The following is a 26,859-nucleotide window of genomic DNA, read 5'->3' as shown; positions in this document are numbered from 1 at the left end:
TTTTTGTTTGTTTCAGGCCAGCGATCAGTCGTCGCGGCTCATGATGCCGAAGATCTGCAACAGGCTGATGAACAGGTTGTAGATCGATACGTACAGGCTGATGGTCGCCATGATGTAGTTACGCTCGCCACCGTGGATGATCGCGCTGGTCTGGAACAGAATGCAGACTGACGAGAACAGCACGAAACCGGCGCTGATCGCCAGTTGCAGGCCGCTGATCTGGAAGAACATGCTTGCCAGAGTGGCACCCAGCAACACGAAGAAACCGGCGGTGATGAAACCACCGAGGAAGCTCATGTCCTTGCGGGTGATCAGCACGTAGGCCGACAGACCACCGAACACCAGCGCGGTCATCGCGAATGCCGAACTGACCACTTCAGCGCCGCCCTGCATGCCCAGGTAACGGTTGAGGATCGGGCCGAGCAGGAAGCCCATGAAACCGGTCAGCGCAAAGGCGGAAACCAGGCCCCACGCGGAATCACGGAGTTTGTTGGTGAGGAAGAACAGCCCGTAGAAGCCGATCAGCACCACGAAAATGTTCGGGTAGCCAACACGCATCTGCTGGGCCACAAACGCCATCACACCGCTGAATGCGAGCGTGAGCGCCAGCAAGCCGTATGTGTTGCGCAGGACGCGGCTAACCTCTAGCTGCTCAGCCTGCACGCTGTTGTGAACTGCGTAATCCTGTTCGCGCATGGCGACACTCCTGTTGGTTTGAAACGTTCAGTGGCAAAGATCATAACAGACGCTCTGTAACAAGCCATGCACAGAGTTTGACAGTGTGTTTCATTCAGGTATTATGGCGCCCGCAACGCAAACGGAGGTGTGGCCGAGTGGTTTAAGGCAACGGTCTTGAAAACCGTCGACTGTAACAGGTCCATGAGTTCGAATCCCATCGCCTCCGCCATCTTATGTACGACAAAGCCCTGATTATTCAGGCTTTGTCGTTTCTGACATTCGGAAATTTTGCTCATCTTTTTCTGGATGGTTTCCGCATCTTTTCAGTCATTTCGTCAAGCCGTGACGAATTGGCTGGCAGCCACTACCGTTACCTCAGTCGAATCGAAAGGGGCGGACTCGAGTCACCGATAGTGGCTAGCGATGGCCAGCCCATATGGTGAATAACCAGTTCTGGTTCACCTAACCCCCGTCAACCCGGCTCGTGCCATATCCAGCCAACAGCTGGTTACAGACTTATATCTGCGATTTGACTGGCTGCTGGAAGCAAGGGGCCGAGTCGATTACGAGTAGCATCTATTGGCCGAATGCGGTTTGCCCCAAAGGGCAGCAACCGGCCAAAAGCGATCGGTGAGTCACTGCGCGAGTCCAATCCGCTTCCACTGCCGCGCCTGATCGACGGCCAATAAGGGGGTTCACAGATGGCGGCGTCCTGATTGGACGCCGCCTCAGGTCATTACACGACCACGTCCAACAGCAACACCACAAGCAAACCGACCACGGCGACGATCGATTGCACCACCGAAATAGTCTTGGTGGCTTCGCCCATCGTCATGCCGAAGGATTCCTTCACCATCCAGAAACCTGCATGGTTGGCGTAGTTGAAGAACAACGAGCCGCAGCCAATGGACAAGGCCAGCAGCGGCAGGTTGAGGCTGGGATCAGCACCGGCAAGCGGCGCCAGCAAACCGGCAGCCCCCACGATACCTACCGTGGCGGAACCGGTAGACACCGAAAGCAACATGGCGATCAACCAACCGAGGATCAGCGGAGGGAACGCCGACTGCTGAGTCAGGTGCACAATCGCATCGCCCACCTTGGCGCTGGTCAGCAGTTCCTGAAAGGCACCGCCGCCGGCGATGATCATGATGATCGAGGCGATTGGCTTGAGGCTCTTGCCCAGCGAGTCGCGCAATTGCCCCGCATCACCGCCGCGCGCGAGTACCAGACTGGCCCCGGCGAACAGCACGCCCAGCAGCATCGCTATCAGCGGATTGCCGAGGAAACCGGCCATTTTCAGCAGCGCATTGTCCTTGGCCAATACCATCTCGGCGACGGCATGGAACAGCATCAGGATCGCCGGCAGCAAGGCTGCCAGCACGCCAAGGTATACGCTGGGGCTTGGTTTATCGTCGGCTTTTTCAGCCAGGGTGAACTGATCCAGCAACACCTGATCGGGCCGAGTGCTCATGCGCGGGGAAATGAATGCGCCATACAATGGGCCGCCTAAAATCATGGCCGGGATAGCCGCCAGGAAGCCATAGAGCATGGTGGGCCCGACCGAGGTTTTCAGCGCGGCGATGGCCGTCAGCGGGCCAGGGTGCGGCGGAACCATGCCGTGCATGGCGGCCAGTGCGGCAATCACCGGAACGCCCACATAGATATACGCTGAACCCTTGAAGCGCGCCTGACTTTCCAGCTTGCGCGCCACGCTGAAGATCAGCGGCAGCATGATCACCAGGCCGACCTCGAAAAACATCGGTATGCCAATCACAAACGCGACCATCATCATCGCCCACGGAATCATCCGATCCGTTGTGCGCTTGAGGATGACCGCAGCAATCTGCTCGGTGACGCCAGCGTCAGCAAGAATTTTGCCGAGCATCGCCCCCAGCGCAATGACTACCCCCACTGCCCCCAGAGTCTTGCCGGCGCCGGTGACCAAGTGGGAGACGATGCCATCTGGCTCCATACCGGTTGCAAAGCCTACGCCGACGGAAACTACCAGCAAAGCCAGCAGCGGGTGCATTTTGAGGCGCGAGACGATCAGCGCTACCAGCACCAGGACGCTGATCAATGCGGTCAGTAACAGATCTATATCTAAGGGAGTCATGAAAGGTTCTCGGTTGGGCTGGTGCCCAAATTCTTGTATGTGGGTGAGATGAATGGCATCTGCAACGGCCAGGTTTCAGCGTTCGACTTTCTAAAAACCGAATAACCTTCGAGGCGCTTGCACCAGCAGCGAGTCGCTGGCTTGCGCCGAAAGTTCCAAGGCTTGCAACTGGTCGACGACGGTGGCGAAACCGATGCTTTGCTCATGCTGCGTATGCGGCCAGTCACTGCCCCATACCAACTGATGCAGGCCGAAGCTTTGTTCCAGCAACGGTAATGCCCTTCGAGCGAAATCAATGTTCTGTTGTGGCGTACCTCCCAAACGATAGATTCCCGATACCTTGATCCAGATCGGACTTTTAGATCCGGCCTCAAGCAACTCGCCAAACCCGGGCTGATCGAGACCCGCATTCGCGTCCGGCCGCCCAAAGTGATCGATCACCAACTTCACGCCGAACGGCGTCAATTGCTGGATCAGGCCCGGCAGATCCTTGACTTCACGGTGCAACTCGACATGCCAGTCGAGATCAGCGATATCGCCGAAAAACCCTTGCCAGGCACTGTCACGAAAATCAGGTAACGCCTTGCCGATCAGGTTCAAGCGCACGCCGACCACGCCCAGTCGAGCCATGTCATTCAAGGTAGAACGACTGACGCTTGGCTCCAGCACTACCACACCGCGCAACTGCTGCGGCGCGTGCTTCAACGCCGCCAACAGGTAGCTATTGTCGGTGCCAAGGAAACTGGGTTGCACCAATACACCGTGACTCAGACCATGCGTTTGCAAATGCTCAAGGTACTGGCCAAGCGTGGCGTCGTACTCAGGGGTGTAGCGCCGTGCACCGATCAGATGCAGATCACGGCTGAACACATGGGCATGGGAGTCGATGCCGGTGATCGACTTGGGGCGGGTATCTGACATGGGTTTTATCTACTGAAGGTTAGGATCATCACGCCCGAGCGCGTTGATTGCCGCTGATACCGGCCGAAACGGAGGTGGCATTGGCTTCAAGGTCCCTGCCCCGGGTTTCAGGCAGGCACAGTGCGGCAAACACCGCCACGCCGTAGGCGATCCCGGCATCGATACCAATCGCCGAACCCAGCGACATGGAGTCACTCATGTGCCCGACCAGGAATGGAAATACAGCGGACAGCACCCGGCCAAAGTTGTAGCAAAAGCCAACGCCGGCGCCACGTACATCGGCAGGGTAAAGTTCGTTGAAGAGCGCTCCCAGACTGGCCGGAATACCGGCGGCGAAGAACCCCAACGGGAACCCCAGGAACAGCATCTGCGTATTGGTCAGCGGCAAAAATACGTAGCACTGCACCGTGACCACGCAGCACAAGGCAAACAGCACAATGTTTTTACGACGGCCAATGCGATCGATCAAATAGCCGCTGGCCACACAACCACACCAGAAGGCGAAGATGATCACCGCCAGATACGCGCCCGAGTTCAGCACAGAGAGATTGCGCTCGGTCTTGAGGAAGGTCGGCAACCAGGTCATTACCGCGTGATAGCCACCGTGCGCGCCCAGTCCCAGCAGCCCGCCAAACAGGGTCACGCGAATCAGTTCCGGGCGAAAAAATGCCGGCGAGCGACTTGAAGAAACTCTGCGGAATGGCGTTGTCTTTTTGCAGACGCTGGAAGCTGTCCGGCTCCTCAACGTTACGACGTACCCAGATGATCAGGAACGACGGCAGCAACCCGACAAGGAACATCACACGCCAGGCCATGTCCTGTGGCACCCAGGTATAGATCAGCGTGAACACCCCGACCGCCAGGCCCCAACCCACCGCCCAGGCACTTTGCACAGTGCCCATGACCTTGCCGCGATAGTGCGGATTGATCGTCTCGGCCATCAGCACCGCACCGGCCGCCCACTCCCCGCCAATCCCGAAACCCTGCAGCGCCTTGACCACCAACAGCTGATTGAAGCCCGTGACGAAGGCCGAGAGAAAGGTGAAGAACGAGAACCACACAATCATCAACTGCAACGTGCGCACACGGCCATAGCGGTCAGACAACGTCCCACCCACCCAGCCACCGAGTGCCGAGGTGACGAGGGTAACGCCGCTGATCAATCCGGCATCGCCCTTTGTCAGCGCGAAAGCGGCGATCAGCGCCGGAATCGCCAGACCGAACATTTGTACTTCCAACGCGTCGAGCGACCAACCGCCGAAGCAGGCCCAAAACGTTTTGCGCTCCCGAGGAGTGACTTGGCGATACCAGCTGAACATGATTCTTATCCTTATAGGTGTTACGCAAGGCAGCCGACAGCCAACCGCACCGCGACAGGGTCAGCTTTGGCAAACAAACAGAAATCGGGCGGCGATCTAGCCGCCGCAAAACGCTCCGCTACGCAGGCAGACGTCAGCGAATATCCACGCTGTAGCGAAAGTGCTCCGCGTGGCCGCGCGAGCGACGCCATTCCAGCGGGCTACCCGCGTAATCGCGGGCCAGACGCTCGATCACGATCACCGGACTGTTGACCGCTACCTGGAGCAATCGGGCATGCACGTCATTCACCGATTCAGCGGTCAGCGTCTCTTCGGCCGATGCAACAACCTGCCCGCACACTTCTTCGTAGATCGGATACAGCAGCGGTCCTTCGCGACTGAGGTCGATCTCCAGCAGCGCCTGAAACCGCTGGCGGGGCAACCAGATTTCTTCGGCGAGCACCGGCTTAACATCGAGCAGACGCACGCGAACAATACGAATGACCGGCGCATCGGCGGGCAACCCCAGTGCTTGCGCTACGGCCGACGGTGCGGCAACGGGCTCGATCGAGAGGATGCGACTCTCCGGGACCTGACGCTCACCGGAAACAGTCTGGAATCGGAAGAAACGGAACAATGAGGATTGAAACTGCGCCCGGCGAATGAACGTCCCTCGCCCTTGCTGACGCTCCAGAATGCCCTCACTGACCAACGCATCAATCGCTTTGCGCACCGTGCCGGTGGACAGTTGGTATTCCGCAGACAGCGCCGCTTCAGTAGGGATCGCCTCCCCCGGACGCCAGCGATTATTGGCGATCTGCTCAGCCAATTGGTCACGCAGGCGTTGGTAGAGCGGGAGTCGGGCATCACTGGATAAAGAATTCATCGACTTTATTCACCTTGTTATCTAGTCATCTATATGAATCTCGCGGCGAGTATTTGCCCAGATAACTTGCCTGTCAAGGAGCGGCTGTTCGTCCTGCTGACGAATGGCTGCCCCACTGCCCTTTTCATAGACATGCGGGGTTTAGCTGGCGATGTCAGATGCTGGCCGAATGTGGAGGGTCAGGAGTGACAGCAGAAAGCTGACGGCCGAGGATGACCGCTCCTGGCCGAAACCCGCCTGTCACGAAGGGCAACCTAATCATTAACCTGGTGCGATTTCAACATGTTAAAGCGTCGTCCCCAAGTCCGCTTCTGGCCGGTAGCGGTCGGTTTCCCGATGTCCGCTTCTGACTGTTTCCTGCCTGTCACGACTGACTAGCGCAGTCTCTCTGCGGATCGATGCCGTCGAGATTTCTGGTTCATCAATGATGAAACCTCTCCAACTTGAGATGGCGCGATCGGCATGTTCAAATGAATAATGGCCTTTTGCTACGGTACTCTCAATTGAAACAGAATCGCGGAATCATCCTATTTTTTTCGGCTATGACTTTTCTCTTTATCCTGGTACAGGTATGGCACGCAAAATCTGCCCAGGAAGAGAAAAAGCAGGAGCGGGAGCACCAACTCAAAGGGCTCGCGCTCATCATGAGTGCGCTGTCCGGAAAAGTATCTGATGACTCAACTCGCGTCGATTCTGTGACCTACAGCGATGAGGTCATGCGTATCTCTTACACACTCACAAAAGTTACCAAAGACGAAATCGATTCTGATGAATTCACCAAGGATGCAAGAGCGATTGCAGCTTCTGCATTCTGTAATGAAAAAGGTTTGGGACAGTTCGTGAAATCGGGTCTTTCCATTGACCTCCTCTACAAAGATTCAACCAGTTCACCGATCGTCAATTTTCAGATAGGCAAGTCCGACTGCCTCTGAAGCCCCCCTTGAAGCCCGCCTCTCTCGCGGGCTTTTTTCGCCGTGTCGTACCACAGTGAGTCCACGCAGCAGACACAACTTCCGGTGGCTGCATCAATCATTTCTGTTCGGAAGATCTGTCAATCCCCTCACGCGCAGGCGTTGTCCAGTCAGTGGCGCGCCTTTCATCAATTGAGTCGTGCTTGTGCTTTCCGTAAGCAGGCATGCGGAGTTACTGCACGCCGTGCTCAGGTAACGCAAAGGCCATCACATAGTCCCCCTTTTGCGTCGTCGCCGAGTTACCGCCGGCACTGATGACCAAAAATTGTCTGCCGGTGTATGGGGAAACATAAGTCATTGGAGTCGCTTCGGCTCCGACAGGCAGACGGCCCTTCCACAGTTCTTTGCCGGTGCGAACATCAAGGGCACGGAGGTAAAAGTCCTGAGTGCCGGCCATGAACACCAGGCCGCTTGATGTAGTCACCGGACCGCCCCGAGTGGGCATGCCAATCGGCATCGGCAAGTGCGTGGCAATGCCCAGCGGACCCGTTTGCTCGGTGGTCCCCAAGGGCATCGACCAAGCCACCTTTCGAGTCGCCAGGTCGATTGCACTGATGGTGCCGAAAGGCGGCTCCTGGCACGGAATACCCAACGGCGACAGGAAGCGGCCTTGCTCGATACCCCACGGTGTCCCCGCCTGCGGAGCGTTCCCTTCATGGCCGCCGCCACTAAGGATTTTCGCATCATAAGCGGCACGGGGGATCATTCGGTTCCAGATGGCTACCCGGGTGTCATTGACGATCATGTAGCCGAGGTTTTCCGCAATGGACACCGATCCCCAGTTCATGCCGCCCAACCAGCTTGGGTACTGGAGCGTCAGGTGCTCGCTCGGCGGCGTGAACTCACCTTCATATCTAGCCTTGCGAAAGTCGATCCGGCATATCAATTGGTCCAGCGGCGTAAGCCCCCACATGCGCTTTTCGCTGAGCGGCTCAGTGCCGATGGCGGGCATTCCGGTCGAATAGGGTTGAGTCGCAGAAATTCGCTCATCCGCCACACCACCTTGAGGAACAGGGTGTTCTTCGACTGTCGCAATTGGCTTTCCGTTACGCCGGTCAAGCATGAAGATCTGGCCACGCTTGGTGGTCTGAATCAGTGCCGAGAGCATTCCTCCATGGCCATCAGGAACATCGTAAAGCGCTGGTTGCGAAGGTACATCGTAATCCCAGAGATCGTGGTGAACCGTCTGGAAGCGCCAGCGCTCGAGGCCAGTCGCGATGTCGAGTGCGACGACGGAAGACGAGTAGCGATCATCGGCCTCGGAGCGATGACCGCCCCAAAAATCCGGAGTGGCATTGCCGGTGGGCAAGTAGATGAGTCCAAGCGCATCGTCAAAGGCCGGTGTCGACCAGACATTCGGCGTACCTGCGGTGTAAGTCTGCCCCTCGGGAGGCTCGCGGGTAATCGCCGGATTGCCCAGATCCCAGGCCCACACCAATGCCCCCGAGCGCACATTGAAGGCGCGGACCACGCCAGACGGTTCACCTGTTTTCTGGTTGTCCCACACCAGCCCACCGACCACTACCAGATCACGCACAACCGTCGGTGCGGCCGTCGGAAAGTACAAATCCTGATCTGTATCGCCCACGCCGATACGCAGGCTTACGCTGCCATGCTGACCAAAATCGCTGCACGCCTGGCCAGTCTGCGCGTCTACTGCAATCAACCGTGCGTCAACCGTGGTCGCGATGATTCGCCGCAAACAGGGCTGCGCTGCAACAGCGTTGTTTGAGGCGGCCAGCTCGTGGGCTTCTTCGTAATAGCCCACGCCTCGGCAACGCGGGTAAACATTGTTTGCCTGGGTTTTGGGGTCGTGATGCCAAATCTCTTTGCCGGTATCCGCGTCCAGGGCGAACAACTGGCTCGACTGCGTACAACCGTAGAGCACGCCATTGACGTGAAGGGGGGTCACCACATGCCCTTGCGCACCTTTGGGTATTTCACCTGTGCGATATGTCCAGGCAAGCGTCAGATTCGACACGTTCTGCGGCGTTATCTGATCGCTCACGGCATGTCGTGTTCCTGAAGGTGTATGACCGAAATAACGCCAGTCGGTCGTGGGTTCGACTGTGCCGACCGCTTTCCCCGGTACAGGCGCCGGCATCCTCTCGGCGGTCAGAATGGGTTGCGGTTGCAAGGCTGCGTAGAGCGTTGCGCACAGCCCCACGACCATGCCCGCAGCCGCCACGCAAGCCAGCCGCGCCAGTGTGCCACGCTGGCGACTGCGCAAATACGGGATCGCCACCAGCACCGGTACGCTGATGACAGCCAGCGCGAAGAGGCGCGAAAACAGCGGCCAGAACGTCAACCCCACATCCAGAACCGACCAGCAGACAGAGCCGGCGAACACCAGCAGGTACGCCAGTGCTCCGGATCGACGTCGACGCAACATCAACACACCACTGATGGCCAATCCTGCACCTGCCAGGGCGAAGTACCACGAGCCGCCCAGCGCAACGAGATAAAAACCACCCGCTAGCAGCGAAAGTCCGATGAGCAAGATAAAGGAGCCAAGGACAATCAGCAGCGTGGCGGTTAACCGGGAAGTGTTCGATGGCGGCATGGCTTACTCCTTTAAGTGATTACCGACAGAGCCTGCGGTTGGCCGATCGTCAGGCCGTATGTTTCGACCTACCGATACTTCGGTGGACGCGCCTCAGCGCATGACAAAACCACCATCCACCGAGATGGACTGCCCCGTGACGTAGCTTGAGGTCGAGCTGCTCAGCCAAAGCACAGCGTCAGCGATTTCTTCCGGCTTGCCGTGACGTCCCATGGGGATAGCCTTGGTCATGCCTGCCAGCGCTTCACCCTGCCCCGCTTCGACCATCCGCTCGGCCATCGGCGTCCAGATCAAGCCAGGGCACACCGCATTGACGCGGATGTTGCGTGCGGCATACTCCAGCGCTGCGCTTTTGGTCAGGCCGAGGACACCGTGCTTGGCCGCGTGATAGTTGCCCCGCTCGGCACCTCCGATCAGACCGCCCAAAGACGAGCAGTTGACGATCGTTCCGCCGCCCTGGCGGCGCATATGTTCGAGTTCGAATTTCATACACGCCCAGACGCCGCGCAAATTGACCGACATGACCCGATCGTAATCCTCGACCGTGGCGTCGGCTGTCTCAGCTAACAGGTTCTGAATACCGGCGTTGTTGAACGCAGCGTCCAGACGACCGAATGTCGCGACCGTTTCCTTGACCATGGCTTGAACCTGACCGACGTCCGCCACGTCGCAGCGAATGCCGATAGCGCGATGTCCTGCAGCTATCAAGCCTGCGCCGCTGCCTGTGCAGCGCCGCCATCGATATCCGCCAACGCTACGGCAGCGCCGGCCCGTGCGAACGCCTGCGCGGTGGCCAGACCGATACCGGAAGCCGCGCCGGTCACCAGGGCGACCTTGTTCTCGAACGAAAAACTCATCGAATGTTCCTCACTTTGCAGCTGCGCAGAATGTTTATGAGCAATAGCCTCATAACGCACTGAGCAGACATTGTTTGATGTAACCAAGGTAATCGACGCTCGGAGAGCTGAATACCGGCCCTGAGTGGGATGTTCCGATGAGCAATACTCATCAATCGTGAAGAAAGGCGAGATCGCCGTGACAAAACACCGAGTGCGATGAAACAGACGATTAGTGAGCGCTGCTCATCGTTTCATGCAGGTTTTTCCCGGTAGTCGCGCGGAAGTTGGTGCACTAGCGTGGAGGCGCATTTCTTCAATCAACAGGAATCTGCCGATGAAAACACGTGTCGCCTTACCCATGCTGGCAATGACCTTGATGCCTGCGTTCGCAAGCCATGCTGCCGAACTGCCTGCCGACGAGACTATGAGCGTGGTCAGAAATGGCGAACAAGCATCCATCACCGGGGCGCCCGGCAACTTCGTTGGCAACGCGCGCATCGATCCACTGTTTGCAGCGCGGGCACCCTCGACTGTTTCGGCAGGCGCAGTGACGTTTCAGCCCGGCGCACGCTCGGTCTGGCATACCCATCCTCTGGGCCAGACGCTGGTGGTCACCTCAGGCACAGGCTGGATACAACAAGCCGGGGGCGAGAAGATCGTCATCAAACCGGGTGATGTGGTCTGGACACCACCGGGCGTGAAGCACTGGCACGGCGCCACATCCACGAACGGCATGACCCACATTGCCATTCAGGAAGCTCGGGACGGCAAGAACGTCGAGTGGCTGGAACCGGTGACCGACGCGCAGTACCAGGCATTGCTTGGCACACAACACTGAAACGTTGCGCCGAGCTCAGGCGTGGGCGCATCGATGCCCGCCGCGACACCTCGCGGGTATCAGGCCGGAAGCAGGCAACGCGTCACGGGCTTACGCCTGGTAATCGCCGATGGGCTGAAGTTCACGGATCAAGTCAATCAACAGACGCAGCCCTACCGGCAATTGACGGTGACTGGGATAGTACATGTGAAACCCGGAACCTGTGCTGGACCAGTCGTCGAGCACCCTGATCACCTCACCACTTTCGAGCAGCGGCATCATCGCCGGCTCAGGGGCGTACATGAGGCCCGCGCCTTGACGAGCCAGTGAAAGTCCGACGCGAGTTTCATCGATGGTGATGCACCCCGGGACAGCAATGGAGAGCTGCTGTCCTTCTTTCTCGAACTCCCAATCGTACATGGCGCCATTGCCCAGCCGAATCCGCAGGCAACGGTGGTGCATCAAGTCGTTCGGATGTTGGGGAACGCCGAAGCGTTCAAGATAGTCCGCGCTACCCGCGACCACCCAGCGGATATCCGGTGACAAGCGCTGAGCGATCATGTCTTCCGGTACCGTTCCGCCATAGCGGATCCCGGCATCATGGCCGCCGCCGATCACATCGACGATGAGATTGGTGACCGTCAGATCGACCTGGATTTCCGGATACCGATCATTGAGCACCGGCAATACGGGCCCCAGTAACAAGTCGGCAGCATCGCTTAAGGTATTCAGACGAATACGTCCGATCGGTTCATCGCGAAAGCGATTAAGCGCTTCCGTCGCCAAACCGATTTCATCCATGGGTTTGCTGATGACGCTGTGCAGCTCCTCGCCCGCAGCGGTCAAGGTGACACTGCGCGTCGTTCGGTTCAGCAGACGGACCCCCAACCGCGACTCAAGCCCCTTGATCGCATGGCTCAACGCCGAAGCACTGATACCGACTTCCTTCCCGGCGCGACTGAAACTCTGGTGGCGAGCAATGGCCAGGAAATAAACGAAATCGGCAAGATTGGCACGACTGGCCTGCATTGGATGCCTCAATGGGGTGACGGGAGAGAATCATTCGCGGTGCGGCGGCTTCGTGCTTGATACTAACCAAGACAAACCGCAAACACTAATCAACTGGATTCGACAGACAGCGGTGCTTGGCTCACCGGTCTTGACCTGCCTGCAAAATACAGTTGAAGCCTGACAAGCCGCTCAAGACCGTGAAAGCGTTTTCAGGCGCTCCACCAAAGCCGCTTCAAAAATGACGTACAACTTTTCAGCATCGCCGGCACGCAAAACCTCACTGGTTTCCAGCCCAAGCACGAAGCCATCCGCACGCGCCCCCGCCTTCACCGCAATGATCATCGAATCTGCCCGGACAATCTGCGCCAGCAGCCGATCAGCTTCACGCTGCATCTTTTCGCTCAACACTACGCCTTCCACTTTCTCACCTTGCCTTCAATGCGACATCGAACAAATGTGTGTTCAAGGCTACGCCGCCGAAAACGGCGCCTCAAGCGACACGCAAACGATCCTTAATTATGGTAGCCATCAGACCCCTTCAAGTGAACGAATCCGTTTTGCCGGCAATCAAATGCGAAGTTTCAAACGCGTTTAGCCGTTGCCAGCTCGAACAATCATGACCGGAGAACACTGCATGCCTCTCAGTGACACCATTCACAGAGCGTTGCTAAGCGCAGAGGAACGTTCCTCTATCGCTGAAATTGAAGCCACTACCAATATTCTGCAACTGGTCACACGCATGACCGGGACGCGCTTTGCGGCGATCGCCAAATTCACCGACACGGAATGGATTGTCTGTTCCGCCTACGATCCGATCGAGCTTGGAATCCACACCGGTGACACGCTGGAACTGGAAACCACGCTGTGCAGTGAGTTTCGCAGAGACCCCCAAGTGCTGTTCGTGCCACAAATCAGTCGCGACGGCAGGTTTTCCACGCGTCCCGTGGTGAAGCAATATCTGATTGAAAGCTACGCCGGCGCGCCCATTTTTCTTCCCGACGGACAACTGTGGGGTGCGCTGTGTGCCTTGGACTCCAGGGCGGTCATATTCGACGACCCGGATCTGGCGGACACGTTAGGCCTGTTCGCGAGGCTGATCGGCTGCATCTTTTATTCGAATCTGACAGACGTCGGCAGCGGCTACAGCAAGAACGGTTGAAGTATTTTCGAATTACTAAAAAACAGCCCTGAATATTCAGGGCTGTTTCATTTCTGGCGTGGGAGATTGGCGCTCCATCCTTCAACACCCGCAGGAAACATCGACGTGGTGCGCAAAACCTGGTTCCAGGACAGGCGCTACGAGTCCGCCGCCCAAGAGCGGGCCGACGTTTGCATAGGGCTGAGCCGCACGCTGCCACTTGGCTTCTGAGCGAAACGCCGTTCCCCCCGTAATTGACTTTTATCAACCACTGACACGCTGTTCTCGCCAACATTGAAGCTGACGTGGCAGGGCGAAACCTCTGCCAACCACTGAGCGCTCCGGTTCGGGTTTCCGTGAGCCGCCGTCCATTCGCAAAGGAGAATTCAAAATGAGCAACTCCGTGAAGAAAATGCCGGTCACTACCGATACCAAAGACAAATCCCTTCAGCATCCGCTGACTGCAGACTTGTGGCGCCCTCTGGAAAAACTGCGCCAGCAGGTCGATCACCTGTTCGAAGACTTCAACCGCGGTTCGGGGCTTTCACCCTTTGGTCGTAGGCTGTTCGACGTCGAACCGCTCTGACGGCGCGAACTGATCGGTCACGGCATGCCGGCCGTGGATATCAGTGAAAAGGACAAAAGCTACGAGATCACCGCCGAATTACCCGGCATGGATCACAAGAACATCGAGATCAAATTGTCGAACGGCAGCCTGATCATCAAGGGCGAAAAGAAAGAGGACAAGGAAGAAAAAAGGAAGGGCTACCACCTGAGCGAGCGTCACTATGGTTCCTTCGAGCGGGTCTTCAACCTGCCCAAAGGCGTCGACGCCGAGAAGATCGACGCGAGTTTCAGCAAAGGTGTGCTGAGTATCTCGTTGCCGAAAAAGCCTGAAGCCATGAAAGCGGACAAAGTCGTACCGATCAAGGGCGAGTAAGTTTCGCGCTGTCGTACCCCTTGCCGGGAAACCGGCAAGGTTTTTTTACTGCCACCCTTTGCACAACTGTCGCAAACGCTGGCCGCACGGACTCACTATTTGCGGCTGGCCTTTTCCAGCATCCGGCTGGCGCGTTCATTGGCCTCATCGGCCGTACGTTGTGCCTGACTGGCTGCAGCGGCTGCCTGATCCGCCCTGGAATAAGCCGCGTCGGCACGGGATTGTGCCGCGTTTGCAGTGCTCTGGGCGGCGTCGATTCGCGTGTCCATTTCCTGCGCCTTTTTATTGCTGCACCCCGCGCTCATCGCCAAAAGGACGCTGAGCAGAACCACAGATAAACGCTTGTTCATGATGACTCTCCTTGGGTGATTGCGCCGGGAAAAGTCCGGCGCCCCTGAAGTATCTGGCGTCAGCACGGCCGGCCTCTGATTTTTGTCAATGAACGGCCAACCGGCAGGCAACTGGATGTTGGCAGTGTTAATCACCGGTCGACACTGCAATAAACCCATCACGGCATTTGTCGCAGGCAGACGTCGCTGTCAGACCGCCAACAGGTTGCACGGCACCTGATAAAGAATATGTTCGGTGGTGCTGCCCAGCAGCTTGTCCAGCCCGTGGTATTGCACCCGGCCCATGACGATCACATCCACATGCTGTGCATCGGCGAACTCACTGAGTGCGGCAACCGGGTGGCCGACCACGAAATGCCGGCGCTCGGCGGGTACTCCATAGCGCTTGGCCAGGTCGATATACGCGCTCTCGAACTCTCTGCGCAGTTCCTTGGTCAGCTCTGAAACCGTCAAGCCTTCGCCCAGCTCCTCCAGGTACTCCTGCGAAATGTCGTAGGCGTACAACAGATGCAACTCGGCGTCACACTGGATCGCCATGGCCGTGGCCTGATCGATGATGCGCTTGTTCAATTGGTCGTTGACCGGGTCGCTTGCGGAGGCGTCGACCGCTGCCACGATCTTGCGTGGCAATGTTTGGCCTGCCCCGCCCAGCAGATAGACCGGGACCGGGCAATGACGCAACAGGTGCCAGTCCAGCGGGGTGAAGAAGGCGCGTTTGAGCAACGACTCATGCTGCACTTGCTTGATCAGCAGGTCGGGCATCATCTCGGTGACGAGGTCGAGGATCTCTTGCTTCATGTCATCCGACCAGGCGACTTCGACTGTCACGTCAATGCCTCTGTCGCGCAGGTTGCCGGTCTGATATTTGAGCCAGTCGCGGTGATCCTGCAAATAGTTGGCCCGGGCTTTTTCCCGATCGCCTTCTTCAAGCAACCAGAGAATGTCCAATGACTTGACCAGCGCCACGATATGCAAGGTCGCCCCGCTGGCCTTGGCCAGCGCAGCCGCATGGCTGATCGCCGGAGAGCGGCGCAGAGCCGGATTGATCACCAGCAACAGACTTTGGTATTGGCTCATGATTGGTCTCCAGTCGGATGAACCGTGCGGAACGGTCAATATCGTCAACAGCGGATTTGAAGCGGTCACTCCTGCCGCTCGGTTGGAGGCACATCTGCAGCGGCACCCAGTTCGGCGCTGTCCCGGTACTCCGGCACTGACACCGACCAGCCCAGTTCCAGACTGATACGCCGCCGCAAAACGTCCGAGGCGTTGGGTTCGCCATGCACCACGTAGGTGTGTTTCGGTGCACGTTTGAAACCGCGCAGCCACTGGATGATTTCATCGGCATCGGCGTGCGCGGACAGGGTCTGCATCGGTACCACTTCAGCGCGGATCGGCACCTCCTGACCGTGGATACGCACTGACGGCGCACCGGCAACGATCTGTGCGCCTCGCGTGCCGCCGGCCTGGAAACCGGGCATCAGCAGCGAGTTGGCCGGGCTCGGCGCCAATGCCTTGAGGTGGTGCAGCACCCGTCCGCCGGTGGCCATGCCGCTGGCGGCAATGATCACGGCCGGAATGCGCTGATGATCGAGATCGATCGACTCCTGGGTCGAACGAATGAAACGCGTGCCTTGGCACATGCCCTCGCATTCTTGCAGCGACAACCGGTGCTCACTGCGAAAACGCTGATACAGACGCGTGACATCCGTCGCCATCGGGCTGTTGAGGTAGATCGGCAGATCCGGAATCGCGTGTTTCTGCTTCAAGCGATACAAGTGATACATCAGCAGTTGCGCCCGACCGACCGCAAATGACGGTACCAGGGTAATGCCATGGCGCAACGCCGTGCGGTTGATCACGTCGGTCAGTTGTTGCTCGGGGTCGTCGTCAGGGTGCTGGCGGTCACCATAGGTCGACTCGATCAACAGGTAATCCGTTTGCTCGATGGTTTCGGGGGCAAACATCAACGGATCGTTGGGCCGCCCCAGATCGCCGGAGCAGACCAGCGTGACACCGTCGGCAACCACCTCGACCGTGGCCGCACCCAGAATGTGTCCGGCACCGCGCAGCAAGATGCTCAGACCGGGAACAATCTCGACCCGATGATGCAACTCCACCGGCTGCAACAGTTTCAATGCCTGCTCGGCGTCCTGTTCGGTGTACAGCGGCAACGCCGGCGCATGCCTGGAAAAACCATGGCGGTTGGCGAATCCGGCCTCTTCTTCTTGCAGGCGCCCACTGTCGAGCAACAGGATTTTCACCAGTTCACAGGTTGCTGCGGTGGCATAGATCGGGCCACGGTAGCCGTTGCGCACCAGCACCGGCAGGTAGCCACTGTGATCCAGATGAGCGTGAGTCAGCACGATCGCGTCGAGATCCCGCACGGGCAGCTGGAAAGGATCCCAGTTGTGCAGGCGCAATTGCTTGTAACCCTGAAACAGCCCGCAGTCGATCAGCACATGCCGATCGCGGTGATCCAACAGGTATTTGCTGCCGGTGACCGTGCCTGCCGCTCCCAGAAAGGTGATTCGCATGGCCGTCTCCTGAATGTGGATGAGAACGCCGACACTTTCAGCCCAAAACGCCGACTCATGGCTGTTTCGAGATGGTTGCCGGCTATTTGCGATTGGCCTTCTCAGCCAGCCGTTTGGCACGCTCATTCGCTTCATCGGCAGCACGTTGCGCCTGTTCCGCCTTGAGCACCGCCTCATCGGCCCTCAGCCTGGCAGTCGCCGCGTTGTCTTCAGCGGACTCCAGCCGCGCGTTGAGTTCATCGGCTTGCCGATGACTGCAACCAGTGGTCGCTGCCAGCAGCACACTCAGCACCACAATCGGCAAGCGCTTGTTCATGGTTGTTCCCTCGATTGCTCACGACGGCAAAGGTCATGATTCGAGTATCTGGCGTTATCCGGTCACCACTCTGATCTTTGTCAAACAATCACCGACTTGCAGTCGCCATCAGCCAATGCGAGGGCGAGGCCGGCATTGTTGATATACCTCAATGCGCGCGCGTCGCCGCGGTGTAGAAAAACAACAGCAGGTACGTTTTGACCTGATCGACACCTACTGAAAGAGGACACCGTCATGAGCGACTTGAACCTGCGCAAAAATATTCTCGAAGAACTCGAGTTCCAGCCGGAAATCGATGCCGCCAACATCGGCGTCACGGTGGAGGACGGTGTGGTCACCCTCAGCGGGCATGTCAAAAGCTATGCCCAGAAGGTCAGTGCCGAGCGCGCAGTGAAACGCATGAAAGGCGTGCGCGCAGTGGCTGAAGAGCTCCAGGTACGACTGGACAGGAATGCCGGCACCGCAGATGACACCATCGCTGCCCGGGCGCTGAAGATAATCCACTGGAGCTGCGACATTCCCGAAGGTGACGTCAAGGTCATCGTGCAGAGCGGACGCATCACCCTGGAAGGTGAAGTCGACTGGCAGTATCAGAAGGAAACCGTCGAGCGTTCGGTACGCAAGCTGTCCGGTGTGACCGGCGTGAGCAATTGCATCACCCTGCGTCCACGGCTGGACGTCTTCGATATTCAGCAACGCATCGAGGCCGCGCTCAAACGTAACGCCGAAGTCGATGCCCAGGACATTCACGTCAAAGTCGAAGGCGATGTGGTGCGGCTCGAAGGCCGGGTTCACCTGTGGCGCGAACGCCAGATTGCCGAGCGCGCGGCCTGGTCAGTGCCCGGCGTTGGCCGGGTCGAAGACCATCTGTTGCTGGCGTGACACGCTCGTCTTCCTGGAGCCAGGCCAATGCTTGCCGTCACACTGATCAACAGCCTGGTCGTGGTCATCGCGGTAGTGATCCACTATGAGTGTCTGCTGCGCCTGAATGACTGGATGCCGCGCCTGAAAATCTGGAGCCGGTTCAGAATCGTTGTCGGGGTGTTGGGCAGTCTGCTGGCCCATGCCATCGAGGTCTGGGCGTTCGCCGTGGTTTATTTCCTGATGTCCCGCGCGGGCGAATGGGGACAGCTGACCGGCAACTTCGACGGCTCTTTGATGGATTGCGTGTACTTCTCCTTCACGACGTACACGACCATCGGTTTCGGCGATATTTCGCCGGTCGGCCACCTCAAGTACCTGACGGGGCTTGAGGCCTTGACCGGCCTTGTCCTCATAACCTGGACCGCGTCGTTTCTGTTTCTGGAAATGCAGAAATACTGGAAGAACAAATAGCCACTCATGGCGTCTGGCGGGGTGTCCATTGCCAGTTGCGCACTTCGGGAAGGTCTTCGCCGTGCTCGATGAGGTACAGCTTGTGTTGCTCCATGACGGCCCAGTAACGCTCCCGCGCAACGTTTACGAGATCCTGCAGGCGTGGCACCCGCTCGATCACGTCCAGCGCCAGTCGGTAGCGATCAAGATCGTTGATCACGGCCATGTCGAACGGCGTAGTGGTCGCGCCCTCCTCCTTGAAACCTCGTACGTGAAAGTTGGCATGATTGGCGCGTTTGTAGACCAGCCGATGGATCAGCGCCGGATACCCGTGAAAGGCAAAAATCACCGGTCTGTCGACGGTGAACAGCGCATTGAACGCGCTATCCGACCAGCCATGAGGGTGCTGACTGGACGGCTGCAGCAGCATCAGGTCGACGATATTGACCACCCTGACGCGCAAGTCCGGCACATAGTCGCGCAACAGGGTCAAGGCGGCCAGGGTTTCCAGCGTCGGCACATCGCCGGCGCAGGCCATGACGACGTCCGGCTCCTGATCATCGTGACTGGCCCACGCCCACCGGCCGCCACCTGCCTGGCAGTGTTGCTGTGCCGCGTCGATGCTCAGCCACTGCCATTCCGGTTGCTTGCCGGCGACGATGACGTTGATGTAATTACGGCTGCGCAGGCAGTGGTCGGCGACCGATAACAGGCAGTTGGCATCGGGCGGCAAGTAGATGCGCGCCACGTCCGGCTTCTTGTTCGCCAGCATGTCGATGAATCCCGGATCCTGATGCGAGAACCCATTGTGGTCCTGACGCCAGACGTGGGAGGTCAACAGCAGGTTCAGCGATGCCACAGGTTTGCGCCACGGCACCTCGGCGGCTGTCTTCAGCCATTTGGCATGCTGATTGACCATCGAGTCGATGATATGGATAAACGCCTCATAGCACGACAGCCATCCATGCCGACCCGTCAGCAAATAGCCTTCCAGCCAGCCCTCGCACACCTGCTCGCTGAGAATTTCCATCACCCGGCCGTCCGCCGACAGGTTCAGGTCGTCAGGTTCCAGCGGATCGATCCAGGTCTTGGCGCTGACCTCATACACCGCATCAAGGCGATTGGAGGCGGTTTCGTCAGGGCCAAACAGCCGAAAGTTGCGGCTGGCCAGGCTGTTTTTCATCACATCACGCAGGAATTCTCCCAGCACTCGGGTGGCTTCGGCGCGCAAAGTCCCCGGCCCAACCACGCTCACGGCGTAATCGGCAAAACCCGGCAGGTCCAGCGCACGCAGCATCACACCGCCATTGGCGTGGGGATTGGCACTCATGCGCCGGTGTCCGGTGGGCGCTAGCGCGGCGATTTCCGGCATCAAGGCACCTTGGGCATCGAACAATTCCTCGGGACGATAACGGCTCAGCCACTCTTCCAGTTGTTGCAAATGGAGCGGTTGGGTGAAGTCGGCCAGCGGCACCTGATGCGCGCGCCACGTGCCTTCAACCCGATGGCCGTCGACAAATCCGGGGCCGGTCCAACCCTTGGGCGTGCGTAACACCAGCATCGGCCAGAGCGGCCGTGACACTGCCCTGGACGGCGGCCGTTGCCGCGCTTCGAGCTGAATCTGGCTAATCTTCAGCACGATGGTGTTGAGTGTCTGCGCCAATGCCTGATGCACTTGCACCGGATCATCGCCCTCAACGAAAAAGGGACCGTAGCCATAGCCGTACATCAGCGCCGAGAGTTCATCCTCGCTGATTCTGGACAGCAACGTCGGGTTGGCAATCTTGTAGCCGTTGAGGTGCAGGATCGGCAGCACCGCCCCGTCACGCACCGGGTTGAGGAATTTGTTCGAGTGCCAGCTGGCCGCCAGCGTGCCGGTCTCCGCCTCACCGTCGCCGATCACGCAGGCGACAATCAGGTCAGGGTTATCGAACGCGGCCCCATAGGCATGCGCGAGGCTGTACCCCAACTCCCCGCCCTCGTGAATCGACCCTGGAATCTGTGCCGACACATGACTTGAAATTCCGTACGGCCAGGAAAACTGACGAAACAGGCGCAGCAGACCGTTGGTATTGCGCTCCACCGCCGGATAACACTCGGTATAGGTGCCTTCCAGATAGGTCTGCGCCACGATCGCCGGCCCGCCATGACCGGGGCCGGTCACAAAAAGCATGTTGAGGTCGTACTGTTTGATCAGCCGGTTGAGGTGGGTGTAGATCAGGTTAAGCCCCGGCGTCGTGCCCCAATGCCCCAGCAAACGCGGTTTGATATGAGCCCGGCGCAAAGGCTCCTTGAGCAGCGGGTTGTCCTTGAGGTAAATCTGCCCGACAGCCAGGTAATTGGCAGCGCGCCAGTAAGCGTCCAGGCCTTCCAGTTGTTGCGCATTGAGGAAATCGCTCATGAGGTTTACCGCCCCGGGTTCGCTGAACAGAGATTCGTCCGTCGATTCTGAAAGCCTGAAACCTGCAAGACTTGATTTAAATCAAGCGCCGTCATCAGTGCTCCGGTTCTATGGGAAACAGACGCTGCAGGAGGGAGCGCAACTCAGCGCTTTCTTGCAACGCGAGGAGAATCATCGTGCGTGCCATGGTCCTGTATTCACCCGGGCAACCGCTGCAATGCGAAGAACGGCCGATCCCCACGCCCACCGCGCAGCAACTGTTGCTCAGGGTACTGGCTTGCGGGGTGTGTCGTACCGATCTGCACCTGTTCGACGGCGAGTTGCCACAAGCGGTTCTGCCCCGCGTGCCGGGGCATGAAATCGTCGGAGAAGTCATCGCCGCAGGCGCCGATGTGGCAGTTGAATGGATTGGCCGGCGGGTTGGCGTGCCGTGGCTGGGCTGGACCTGCGGCGAATGCGTCTTCTGCCGCTCGGGGCGGGAGAACCTCTGCGATCAGGCGCAGTTCACCGGTTGTCAGCTGGATGGCGGCTATGCCGAATACACCGTCGCCGATCAGCGCTTCTGCTTTGCAATCCCGGATACGCTGAGCGACATTCAGGCGGCGCCGTTGTTGTGCGCCGGCCTGATCGGCTTTCGCGCCTTGCAAATGGCTCAGGGCGCGCAACACCTGGGGCTATACGGATTTGGCGCGGCGGCACATCTGGCAATTCAGATTGCCCGCGGTCGCGGGCAACAGGTCTACGCCTTTACCCGAGCGGATGACCACGAAGGCCAGGCCTATGCACGCACCCTCGGCGCCGAATGGGCCGGGCCTTCGGATCAGCCACCACCCCATGCGCTGGACGCCAGCCTGATCTTTGCGCCCGTCGGGGCGCTGGTGCCACTGGCACTGTCCGCCACCGTCAAGGGCGGCTGCGTGATTTGCGCCGGCATCCACATGAGCGATATCCCCGCCTTTCCCTATCGTCTGCTGTGGGGCGAACGCAGCGTACGCTCCGTGGCCAACCTGACCCGTGAAGACGGCGTTGCGTTTTTTGCGCAGTTGCAGCACACCCCCGTGCATTGCGACGTCACCCGTTTTGCCCTGAAGGACGCCAATCAGGCGCTGACACGTCTGCGCAGCGGGCACTTCAACGGCGCCATCGTGCTGACACCCTGAGACTCTGCGGGAGGCGCCCGACGCCACTGATTGACAACGTCCTGCTCGCCCCCCCGTCACCACTCGGCCGGTACAAACCGGTTACGCCCCGCCGTCTTGGCGTTATACAGCGCCTGGTCGGCCACCTCGATCAAACCTGGCACGTGATCCAGTCGTGCCCCCGACGCCGCCGCAATCCCGATGCTCACGGTCACACGCCCGACCGGGCTGGAGGGGGTGCGCAATATGCGCTTGCGCGAGGCGATCCAGGATCAATTGCGCGACGACCGTTGCACCGGCGACGTCGGTGTCCGGCATGATCACCGCCATTTCTTCTCCGCCATAACGCGCCAGCAGATCCGACGGGCGCCTTACGCAACCCTCGAGGATTCTGCCGACCTTCTGCAGACAAGCATCGCCGGCGACATGCCCGAATGAATCGTTGAACAGCTTGAAGTAATCGATATCGATCATCAGCAACGCCAGCGTCGTGCCGTCACGTTGGGCGCGCCGGGCTTCCATGGCGAGGCTCTCATCGAAGCAGCGCCGGTTGGCCAGACCGGTCAGGGCATCCTTCATCGCCAGCAACTCAAGCTGGCGATTGGAGGAGAGCAACTGCTGCTGCGTGCCACGCAATTGCTCTTCAGCCCTGGTACGCCGGCGGATATCCAGCATCAGGCACCAGCCGATCAGCCCGGTCAGCCCCAGCAATCCCGTGACCACCACAGCCGACAGCCAGGCTTCCATGCGCCACGCCGCGAGGGCCTCGCGCTTGCCGAGAGCGACGGTGGTAATCAGCGGCAGCCGGTCGCTCTTGCGGAAGGCGTAAAGCCGCTCGACGCCATCCAGGCTGGAGGTAAACGACGCGGTGCCGACGGATCGATCGACCAGATACTTCGCATAGATCGGCGACTTGGAAAAGTTGCGCCCCATGTCCTGCTCGCGGAAGGGATAGCGCACCAGCAACGTACCGTCGGTATAGGACAAGCCGATGGCGCCCTCCTGCCCCACATCGATCTTGCCGAACAGGCGCAGAAAGTTTTCGACCCCCAGCGTCACCGCCACCACCCCGGCAAATTCGCCGTGCGCATCGTTGAAACGGCGGCTGACGGTTATCACCCACTCCTGATTGGAGCGGCTCTGGATCGGCGGACCGATAAAGGTGTCGCGGCTCGGATCGTCGCGATGATGGATGAAGTAGGCGCGATCACGGCTGTTGGCCCCGGCCGGAATCGGTCGGTTGGACGACATCAGCCAGCGGCCCTGATTGTCGTAGATGGTGATGCCGCTGAGCTGCGGCATCAGCGGTTCCTGACGGTTGACCAGTGCGCTCAGACGCTGGATCTGCGCGGGGCCACTGCCTTCGGTTTCCAGACGTTCGACGAGCCCGAGCAGCAGCAACGAACTCTGGCGCACAATGCCCTCGGAATAAGTCGCCAGCGCCTGGGTCAGGTTCAAGCCATGAACGTTGACTTCCTCCAGCGCACGCTCGCGAGAGGCCAACACTTTCCATACCGTCAGCGACGCGAGGGAACAGCCGATCACCAACAACAACAGCACTACCAGGCGGGTATCACGCTTCACATCACTACCTTTGGGCAAATCCGGTTTCCGTTCCTGCGGCGGGTCGACCGACTCGATGACTACAGCCGCTTGTCCTTGTCGCGGGCAAGGATACAAGTCGCACGGGCTTGCTGCAGCAACAGAATAGGTGGCGCAAAAAACACGCCGCAGACTTCAGAAAAGCCATCGCGCCTGGGGAAACGATGACAAGCATGCCAGACCAAACCATCGCCAGGCTTTCAGGACTGGACGGCTGAAGAGCGGCAGAAGCCAACTTTCTGACGCCTGTTTCACGACCCTTGGCCGAAGATTTGCCAAGCAAAAAAAAATTGGCACTTTTGCACAACAAGTTGACATCCAAAAGCATGCCACGGGCGACCGATATCATTAGAGTATGCGCCCTTAAAAAGGAAAGGACTCTTGATGACTCAGTCACTCTCACGGCGCGTTGTGGCGATTACCGGCGCCCTGGGGAATCTCGGCGAGACCCTGGCGGACATGGCCGCCGCCCGGGGCGCGGATCTGGTGCTGATCGATCAGGCGACGATCACGCTGCCCAGTTCCCATAACCGACTGGTCCTGTCCGGCATCGACCTGACTTCCTTTGCCGATTGCCAGGACGTCGCCCACCAGATCAATCGCTACTTCGGGCGCCTCGATGCATTGGTAAACGGCGCCGGCGGTTACGCGTGGGAGCCATTGCTCGGTGGTGCGATAGAAGCTTGGGATCGGCTCTACTCGCTGAACCTTCGAACCGCCTTGAACGCCAGCAAAGCCCTGCTGCCGTTGCTGCTGCAATCCTCAGCGGGGCGCATCGTCAATATCGGCGCGAGCATGGCAGCCAGGGCCGGACTGGGGATGGGCGCTTACGCTGCGTCGAAATCCAGCGTACTGCGCCTGACCGAAAGCCTCGCCGAAGAGCTCAAGGACATGAGCATCACGGTCAATGCCGTGCTACCGAGCGTGCTCGACACCCCGCAAAACCGTGAGGCCATGCCCGACGCCGAGCACCAGCGCTGGGTGACGCCCGCGCAACTGGCGGCGGTCATTCTGTTTCTGATTTCGGAACAGGCGTCTGCGGTCACCGGTACCGGCATTCCGGTGATCGGGCGCATGTAGGGTCTACTGACGCCGCGCGCCTTGGCGACGTCGCTTTCTTCACCTTTCGGAAAAGCAAGATCACCGGATGACCGGACTTCCCCTCCCCCCATGCGACCCGCCACTTCCAGCGCTGCTTTCGTGAACCACGTCCTTGATGTCGCCGAGCAACACGGTTGCGATAGCGACTGGCTGTTGCAGCAGACCGGACTCTCACGCGAGCAGTTGTCCGATTCGATTGTGCGCATTCCCATGCACCAACTGCGGACCTTGCTGGAACTGGCGGCGCGCAGCAGCGACCTGCCGCATTTCGGTCTGCTGGTCGGCGCCGCCGTGCGCCCCGGCACCTACGGCGTACTGGGTTATGTGCTGATGACCAGTGCGACGCTCGGCGAGTCGCTGAACATGATTCTGCGGTTCGGCAAGATCGTTTATGACAGCCCGTCCAGCCAGACCCGGATCGTCATCGGCGACGGCCGCGTGACCCTCGAAGATCAGCGCATCAATGAACTCGAGCCTTACTGCGCCCTGCATCAAGAAACATTAATGGCCGGCTGGGCAGCGTTCGGCCGCTGGTTGATCGCCAGCAACTCGCCGATGCTGGAGGTCAGAATGAGGCATCCGGCGCTCGGCGAGCCGGCACTCTACGAAGCGTTTTTTGGTTGTCCGGTGCAGTTCGAAGCCGGGAGCAACGCGCTGGTGTTCGCCGAATCGACCCTCTCGTCACGCATTCAGGGCGCCGACCCGCGCATGCATCGCAGCATGCTGCTGGAGGCCGACTGGCAGTTGTGTCTGTCGTACCCGGCATTTTCCGTGACCGACCGTTTGCGCGCCTTGCTCACCGAACAGTTGCCGACCGGCGATTTCAGCCTGAAAAGCCTGGCCCGACAGCTGGCGATTTCGCCGCGCACCTTGCAACGCAAACTGGCGGCGGAAGGGGAAAATTTCAATCAGGTGCTGGAAACCATGCGCATGGAACTGGCCGACCATTACCTGCGCCGCACCGAGACCAGCATCATGAACATCGCCCTGATGCTGGGTTACTCGCAGGCCAGTTCTTTCAGCCATTCCTTCCGTCAGGCGCGCGGGATTTCGCCGGTGGATTACCGCAAGTTGCTGCGCGCCAGATAAGCCCGATCACGGCTTCAGTTCCAGCAGCGGCTGGCCCTTTTTCACCACATAGGTTGCCAGTTCCACGCCGTGGTCCTGGCCGACGTTCCTCGCCACATGGGCCACGCCCGCCGGGATGAACAGTGAGTCGCCGGCCTTTAGCGTGACCGCCGGGCGCCCCTCCAGTTGATACTCCAGCGTGCCACTGAGCACATGCGCCACCTCGACACCCGGATGCGCATGCCGCGGCGCGGTGACACCCGGGTCGAAGTCGATACGCGCCTGGATCACTTCGCGATCCGCGTCCCCCAGGTCCTGACGCATCAGCTCGGTACGGCTCAGGCCCTGTTGCCAGCTCATGGCCTGAGCCTCCGCCGCCTGCGCCAGACCGGTGAATGAAACCAGTGCGGCCACAGTGGCCAGAATCAGTGTGCGTTGCATGCAATTGCCCTCTCGACAGTGGTGGTGTGAAGGCCTGCACTGTGAGCGCCGGGTGTAGCGCTGATGTGTCGAAAAACCCGGGTTTGGTCTCGCCGTGTATCGTGCGCACCGCTGAATACACGGCCGTACAAAACACACCGGCTGTGTATCACAGTGTGTACAGACGCCCCGGCGATACATGAACTTGAATCACCGCGTTTTTTCGACATGGGCCAGATACGTCCCGGCGTTCCAATGCCTGCAAGGTTTGCCGGGCTCAGCCCGCACCTGCCCCCGACAGGTTTGCCAAGGAGACTTCAACATGAAAAACGCAGCACTCAACCGTATGAACATCCTCGCCGTGGCGCTGTTCGGCGCGCTGGCGGCGACGCAAATGCCAGTGGCCGCCGCCGCGCAGCCGGCTCCCGCTAACCCC

At 59.2% G+C, this 26,859-nt stretch carries 21 protein-coding genes, 1 tRNA gene and 4 pseudogenes; 10 read left to right on the top strand and 16 right to left on the bottom strand.

Going from position 1 to position 26,859, the window contains the following annotated elements:
- Nucleotides 1-24 precede the first annotated feature (24 nt).
- Complete coding sequence (locus tag HT737_RS27985; protein ID WP_027613775.1) at nt 25-696, bottom strand: Bax inhibitor-1/YccA family protein; 672 nt, start codon at nt 694-696, stop codon at nt 25-27.
- Nucleotides 697-819: 123 nt separating this feature from the next.
- Between HT737_RS27985 and HT737_RS27980 the strand changes: the two genes are divergently transcribed.
- Nucleotides 820-907: transfer RNA gene (locus tag HT737_RS27980), tRNA-Ser, on the top strand.
- A gap of 507 nt (nt 908-1,414) precedes the next feature.
- Here HT737_RS27980 and HT737_RS27975 read toward each other — a convergent pair.
- From HT737_RS27975 to HT737_RS27960, 4 genes and pseudogenes are all read right to left on the bottom strand, one after another.
- A complete protein-coding gene (locus tag HT737_RS27975) occupies nt 1,415-2,791 on the bottom strand; it encodes a GntP family permease (protein ID WP_182404440.1) in 1,377 nt (458 codons plus the stop codon).
- Nucleotides 2,792-2,881: 90 nt separating this feature from the next.
- Nucleotides 2,882-3,712 (bottom strand): amidohydrolase, encoded by an 831-nt coding sequence (locus HT737_RS27970; RefSeq protein ID WP_182404439.1) that lies wholly within the window; start codon nt 3,710-3,712, stop codon nt 2,882-2,884.
- A 28-nt stretch (nt 3,713-3,740) separates the two neighbouring features.
- Nucleotides 3,741-5,031 (bottom strand): annotated as a pseudogene (locus HT737_RS27965) (MFS transporter).
- Between the two features lie 133 nt (nt 5,032-5,164).
- Nucleotides 5,165-5,896 (bottom strand): GntR family transcriptional regulator, encoded by a 732-nt coding sequence (locus HT737_RS27960; RefSeq protein WP_047294081.1) that lies wholly within the window; start codon nt 5,894-5,896, stop codon nt 5,165-5,167.
- Nucleotides 5,897-6,399: 503 nt separating this feature from the next.
- On the opposite strand from HT737_RS27960, the gene HT737_RS27955 reads away from it, so the two are divergent.
- Entirely contained in the window at nt 6,400-6,828 is a 429-nt protein-coding gene (locus HT737_RS27955; protein ID WP_244905584.1) for a hypothetical protein, read from the top strand.
- Nucleotides 6,829-7,039: 211 nt separating this feature from the next.
- Here HT737_RS27955 and HT737_RS27950 read toward each other — a convergent pair whose 3' ends face one another.
- The gene (locus HT737_RS27950) at nt 7,040-9,430 is read right to left on the bottom strand and encodes a membrane-bound PQQ-dependent dehydrogenase, glucose/quinate/shikimate family (protein ID WP_095666711.1); all 2,391 of its coding nucleotides are present in this window, start codon (nt 9,428-9,430) and stop codon (nt 7,040-7,042) included.
- 93 nt (nt 9,431-9,523) lie between these two features.
- Nucleotides 9,524-10,287 (bottom strand): annotated as a pseudogene (locus tag HT737_RS27945) (glucose 1-dehydrogenase).
- Between the two features lie 358 nt (nt 10,288-10,645).
- Between HT737_RS27945 and HT737_RS27940 the strand changes: the two are divergent.
- Nucleotides 10,646-11,107, top strand: a complete 462-nt coding sequence (locus tag HT737_RS27940) for a cupin domain-containing protein (RefSeq protein WP_373557820.1) — start codon at nt 10,646-10,648, stop codon at nt 11,105-11,107.
- 90 nt (nt 11,108-11,197) lie between these two features.
- Here the strand turns inward: HT737_RS27940 and HT737_RS27935 are convergent, their stop codons facing one another.
- Both HT737_RS27935 and HT737_RS27930 read right to left on the bottom strand, forming a co-directional pair.
- The gene (locus HT737_RS27935; protein ID WP_086791012.1) at nt 11,198-12,115 is read right to left on the bottom strand and encodes a LysR family transcriptional regulator; all 918 of its coding nucleotides are present in this window, start codon (nt 12,113-12,115) and stop codon (nt 11,198-11,200) included.
- A gap of 171 nt (nt 12,116-12,286) precedes the next feature.
- Nucleotides 12,287-12,517: a hypothetical protein gene (locus HT737_RS27930; protein WP_027613841.1), complete on the bottom strand. Its 231-nt coding sequence runs from the start codon at nt 12,515-12,517 to the stop codon at nt 12,287-12,289.
- A gap of 214 nt (nt 12,518-12,731) precedes the next feature.
- Between HT737_RS27930 and HT737_RS27925 the strand changes: the two genes are divergently transcribed.
- Both HT737_RS27925 and HT737_RS27920 read left to right on the top strand, forming a co-directional pair.
- Nucleotides 12,732-13,256, top strand: a complete 525-nt coding sequence (locus HT737_RS27925) for a GAF domain-containing protein (protein ID WP_047294079.1) — start codon at nt 12,732-12,734, stop codon at nt 13,254-13,256.
- Between the two features lie 370 nt (nt 13,257-13,626).
- Nucleotides 13,627-14,175 (top strand): annotated as a pseudogene (locus HT737_RS27920) (Hsp20/alpha crystallin family protein).
- Between the two features lie 95 nt (nt 14,176-14,270).
- Here the strand turns inward: HT737_RS27920 and HT737_RS27915 are convergent.
- The 4 genes from HT737_RS27915 to HT737_RS27900 form a co-directional block, all read right to left on the bottom strand.
- Nucleotides 14,271-14,525 carry an Lpp/OprI family alanine-zipper lipoprotein gene (locus HT737_RS27915; RefSeq protein WP_047294075.1) on the bottom strand — a complete coding sequence of 85 codons (255 nt, stop codon included), beginning with the start codon at nt 14,523-14,525 and terminating at the stop codon, nt 14,271-14,273.
- A gap of 189 nt (nt 14,526-14,714) precedes the next feature.
- Nucleotides 14,715-15,602, bottom strand: coding sequence for a universal stress protein (locus HT737_RS27910; protein WP_182404438.1), 888 nt, complete (start codon nt 15,600-15,602; stop codon nt 14,715-14,717).
- A gap of 65 nt (nt 15,603-15,667) precedes the next feature.
- The gene (locus HT737_RS27905) at nt 15,668-17,062 is read right to left on the bottom strand and encodes an MBL fold metallo-hydrolase RNA specificity domain-containing protein (RefSeq protein ID WP_182404437.1); all 1,395 of its coding nucleotides are present in this window, start codon (nt 17,060-17,062) and stop codon (nt 15,668-15,670) included.
- 82 nt (nt 17,063-17,144) lie between these two features.
- A complete protein-coding gene (locus HT737_RS27900; protein WP_047294072.1) occupies nt 17,145-17,378 on the bottom strand; it encodes an Lpp/OprI family alanine-zipper lipoprotein in 234 nt (77 codons plus the stop codon).
- A 234-nt stretch (nt 17,379-17,612) separates the two neighbouring features.
- On the opposite strand from HT737_RS27900, the gene HT737_RS27895 reads away from it, so the two are divergent.
- Nucleotides 17,613-18,260 (top strand): BON domain-containing protein, encoded by a 648-nt coding sequence (locus HT737_RS27895; RefSeq protein WP_108182556.1) that lies wholly within the window; start codon nt 17,613-17,615, stop codon nt 18,258-18,260.
- A gap of 27 nt (nt 18,261-18,287) precedes the next feature.
- Entirely contained in the window at nt 18,288-18,713 is a 426-nt protein-coding gene (locus HT737_RS27890; RefSeq protein WP_047294069.1) for a potassium channel family protein, read from the top strand.
- A 4-nt stretch (nt 18,714-18,717) separates the two neighbouring features.
- Here HT737_RS27890 and HT737_RS27885 read toward each other — a convergent pair whose 3' ends face one another.
- On the bottom strand, nt 18,718-21,093 hold the full coding sequence (locus HT737_RS27885; protein WP_182404436.1) for a phosphoketolase: 2,376 nt from the start codon (nt 21,091-21,093) through the stop codon (nt 18,718-18,720).
- A gap of 176 nt (nt 21,094-21,269) precedes the next feature.
- On the opposite strand from HT737_RS27885, the gene HT737_RS27880 reads away from it, so the two are divergent.
- Nucleotides 21,270-22,253 carry a zinc-dependent alcohol dehydrogenase family protein gene (locus HT737_RS27880; protein WP_182404435.1) on the top strand — a complete coding sequence of 328 codons (984 nt, stop codon included), beginning with the start codon at nt 21,270-21,272 and terminating at the stop codon, nt 22,251-22,253.
- A gap of 56 nt (nt 22,254-22,309) precedes the next feature.
- Here HT737_RS27880 and HT737_RS27875 read toward each other — a convergent pair.
- Nucleotides 22,310-23,816 (bottom strand): annotated as a pseudogene (locus tag HT737_RS27875) (diguanylate cyclase).
- A 402-nt stretch (nt 23,817-24,218) separates the two neighbouring features.
- Between HT737_RS27875 and HT737_RS27870 the strand changes: the two are divergent.
- Together HT737_RS27870 and HT737_RS27865 are read left to right on the top strand one after the other, a co-directional pair.
- Entirely contained in the window at nt 24,219-24,914 is a 696-nt protein-coding gene (locus tag HT737_RS27870; protein WP_047294060.1) for an SDR family NAD(P)-dependent oxidoreductase, read from the top strand.
- A gap of 120 nt (nt 24,915-25,034) precedes the next feature.
- Nucleotides 25,035-26,024 (top strand): AraC family transcriptional regulator, encoded by a 990-nt coding sequence (locus HT737_RS27865; protein ID WP_230679373.1) that lies wholly within the window; start codon nt 25,035-25,037, stop codon nt 26,022-26,024.
- 6 nt (nt 26,025-26,030) lie between these two features.
- Here the strand turns inward: HT737_RS27865 and HT737_RS27860 are convergent, their stop codons facing one another.
- Nucleotides 26,031-26,444, bottom strand: a complete 414-nt coding sequence (locus tag HT737_RS27860) for a cupin domain-containing protein (RefSeq protein ID WP_182404434.1) — start codon at nt 26,442-26,444, stop codon at nt 26,031-26,033.
- Nucleotides 26,445-26,859: the final 415 nt, after the last annotated feature.

The organism is Pseudomonas sp. MD195_PC81_125, from assembly GCF_014060985.1.
Taxonomy (GTDB): Bacteria; Pseudomonadota; Gammaproteobacteria; order Pseudomonadales; family Pseudomonadaceae; genus Aquipseudomonas; species Aquipseudomonas parakoreensis.
Note: the sequence above shows the minus strand (reverse complement) of the source record. Positions and strands in the feature narration are given on the sequence as shown.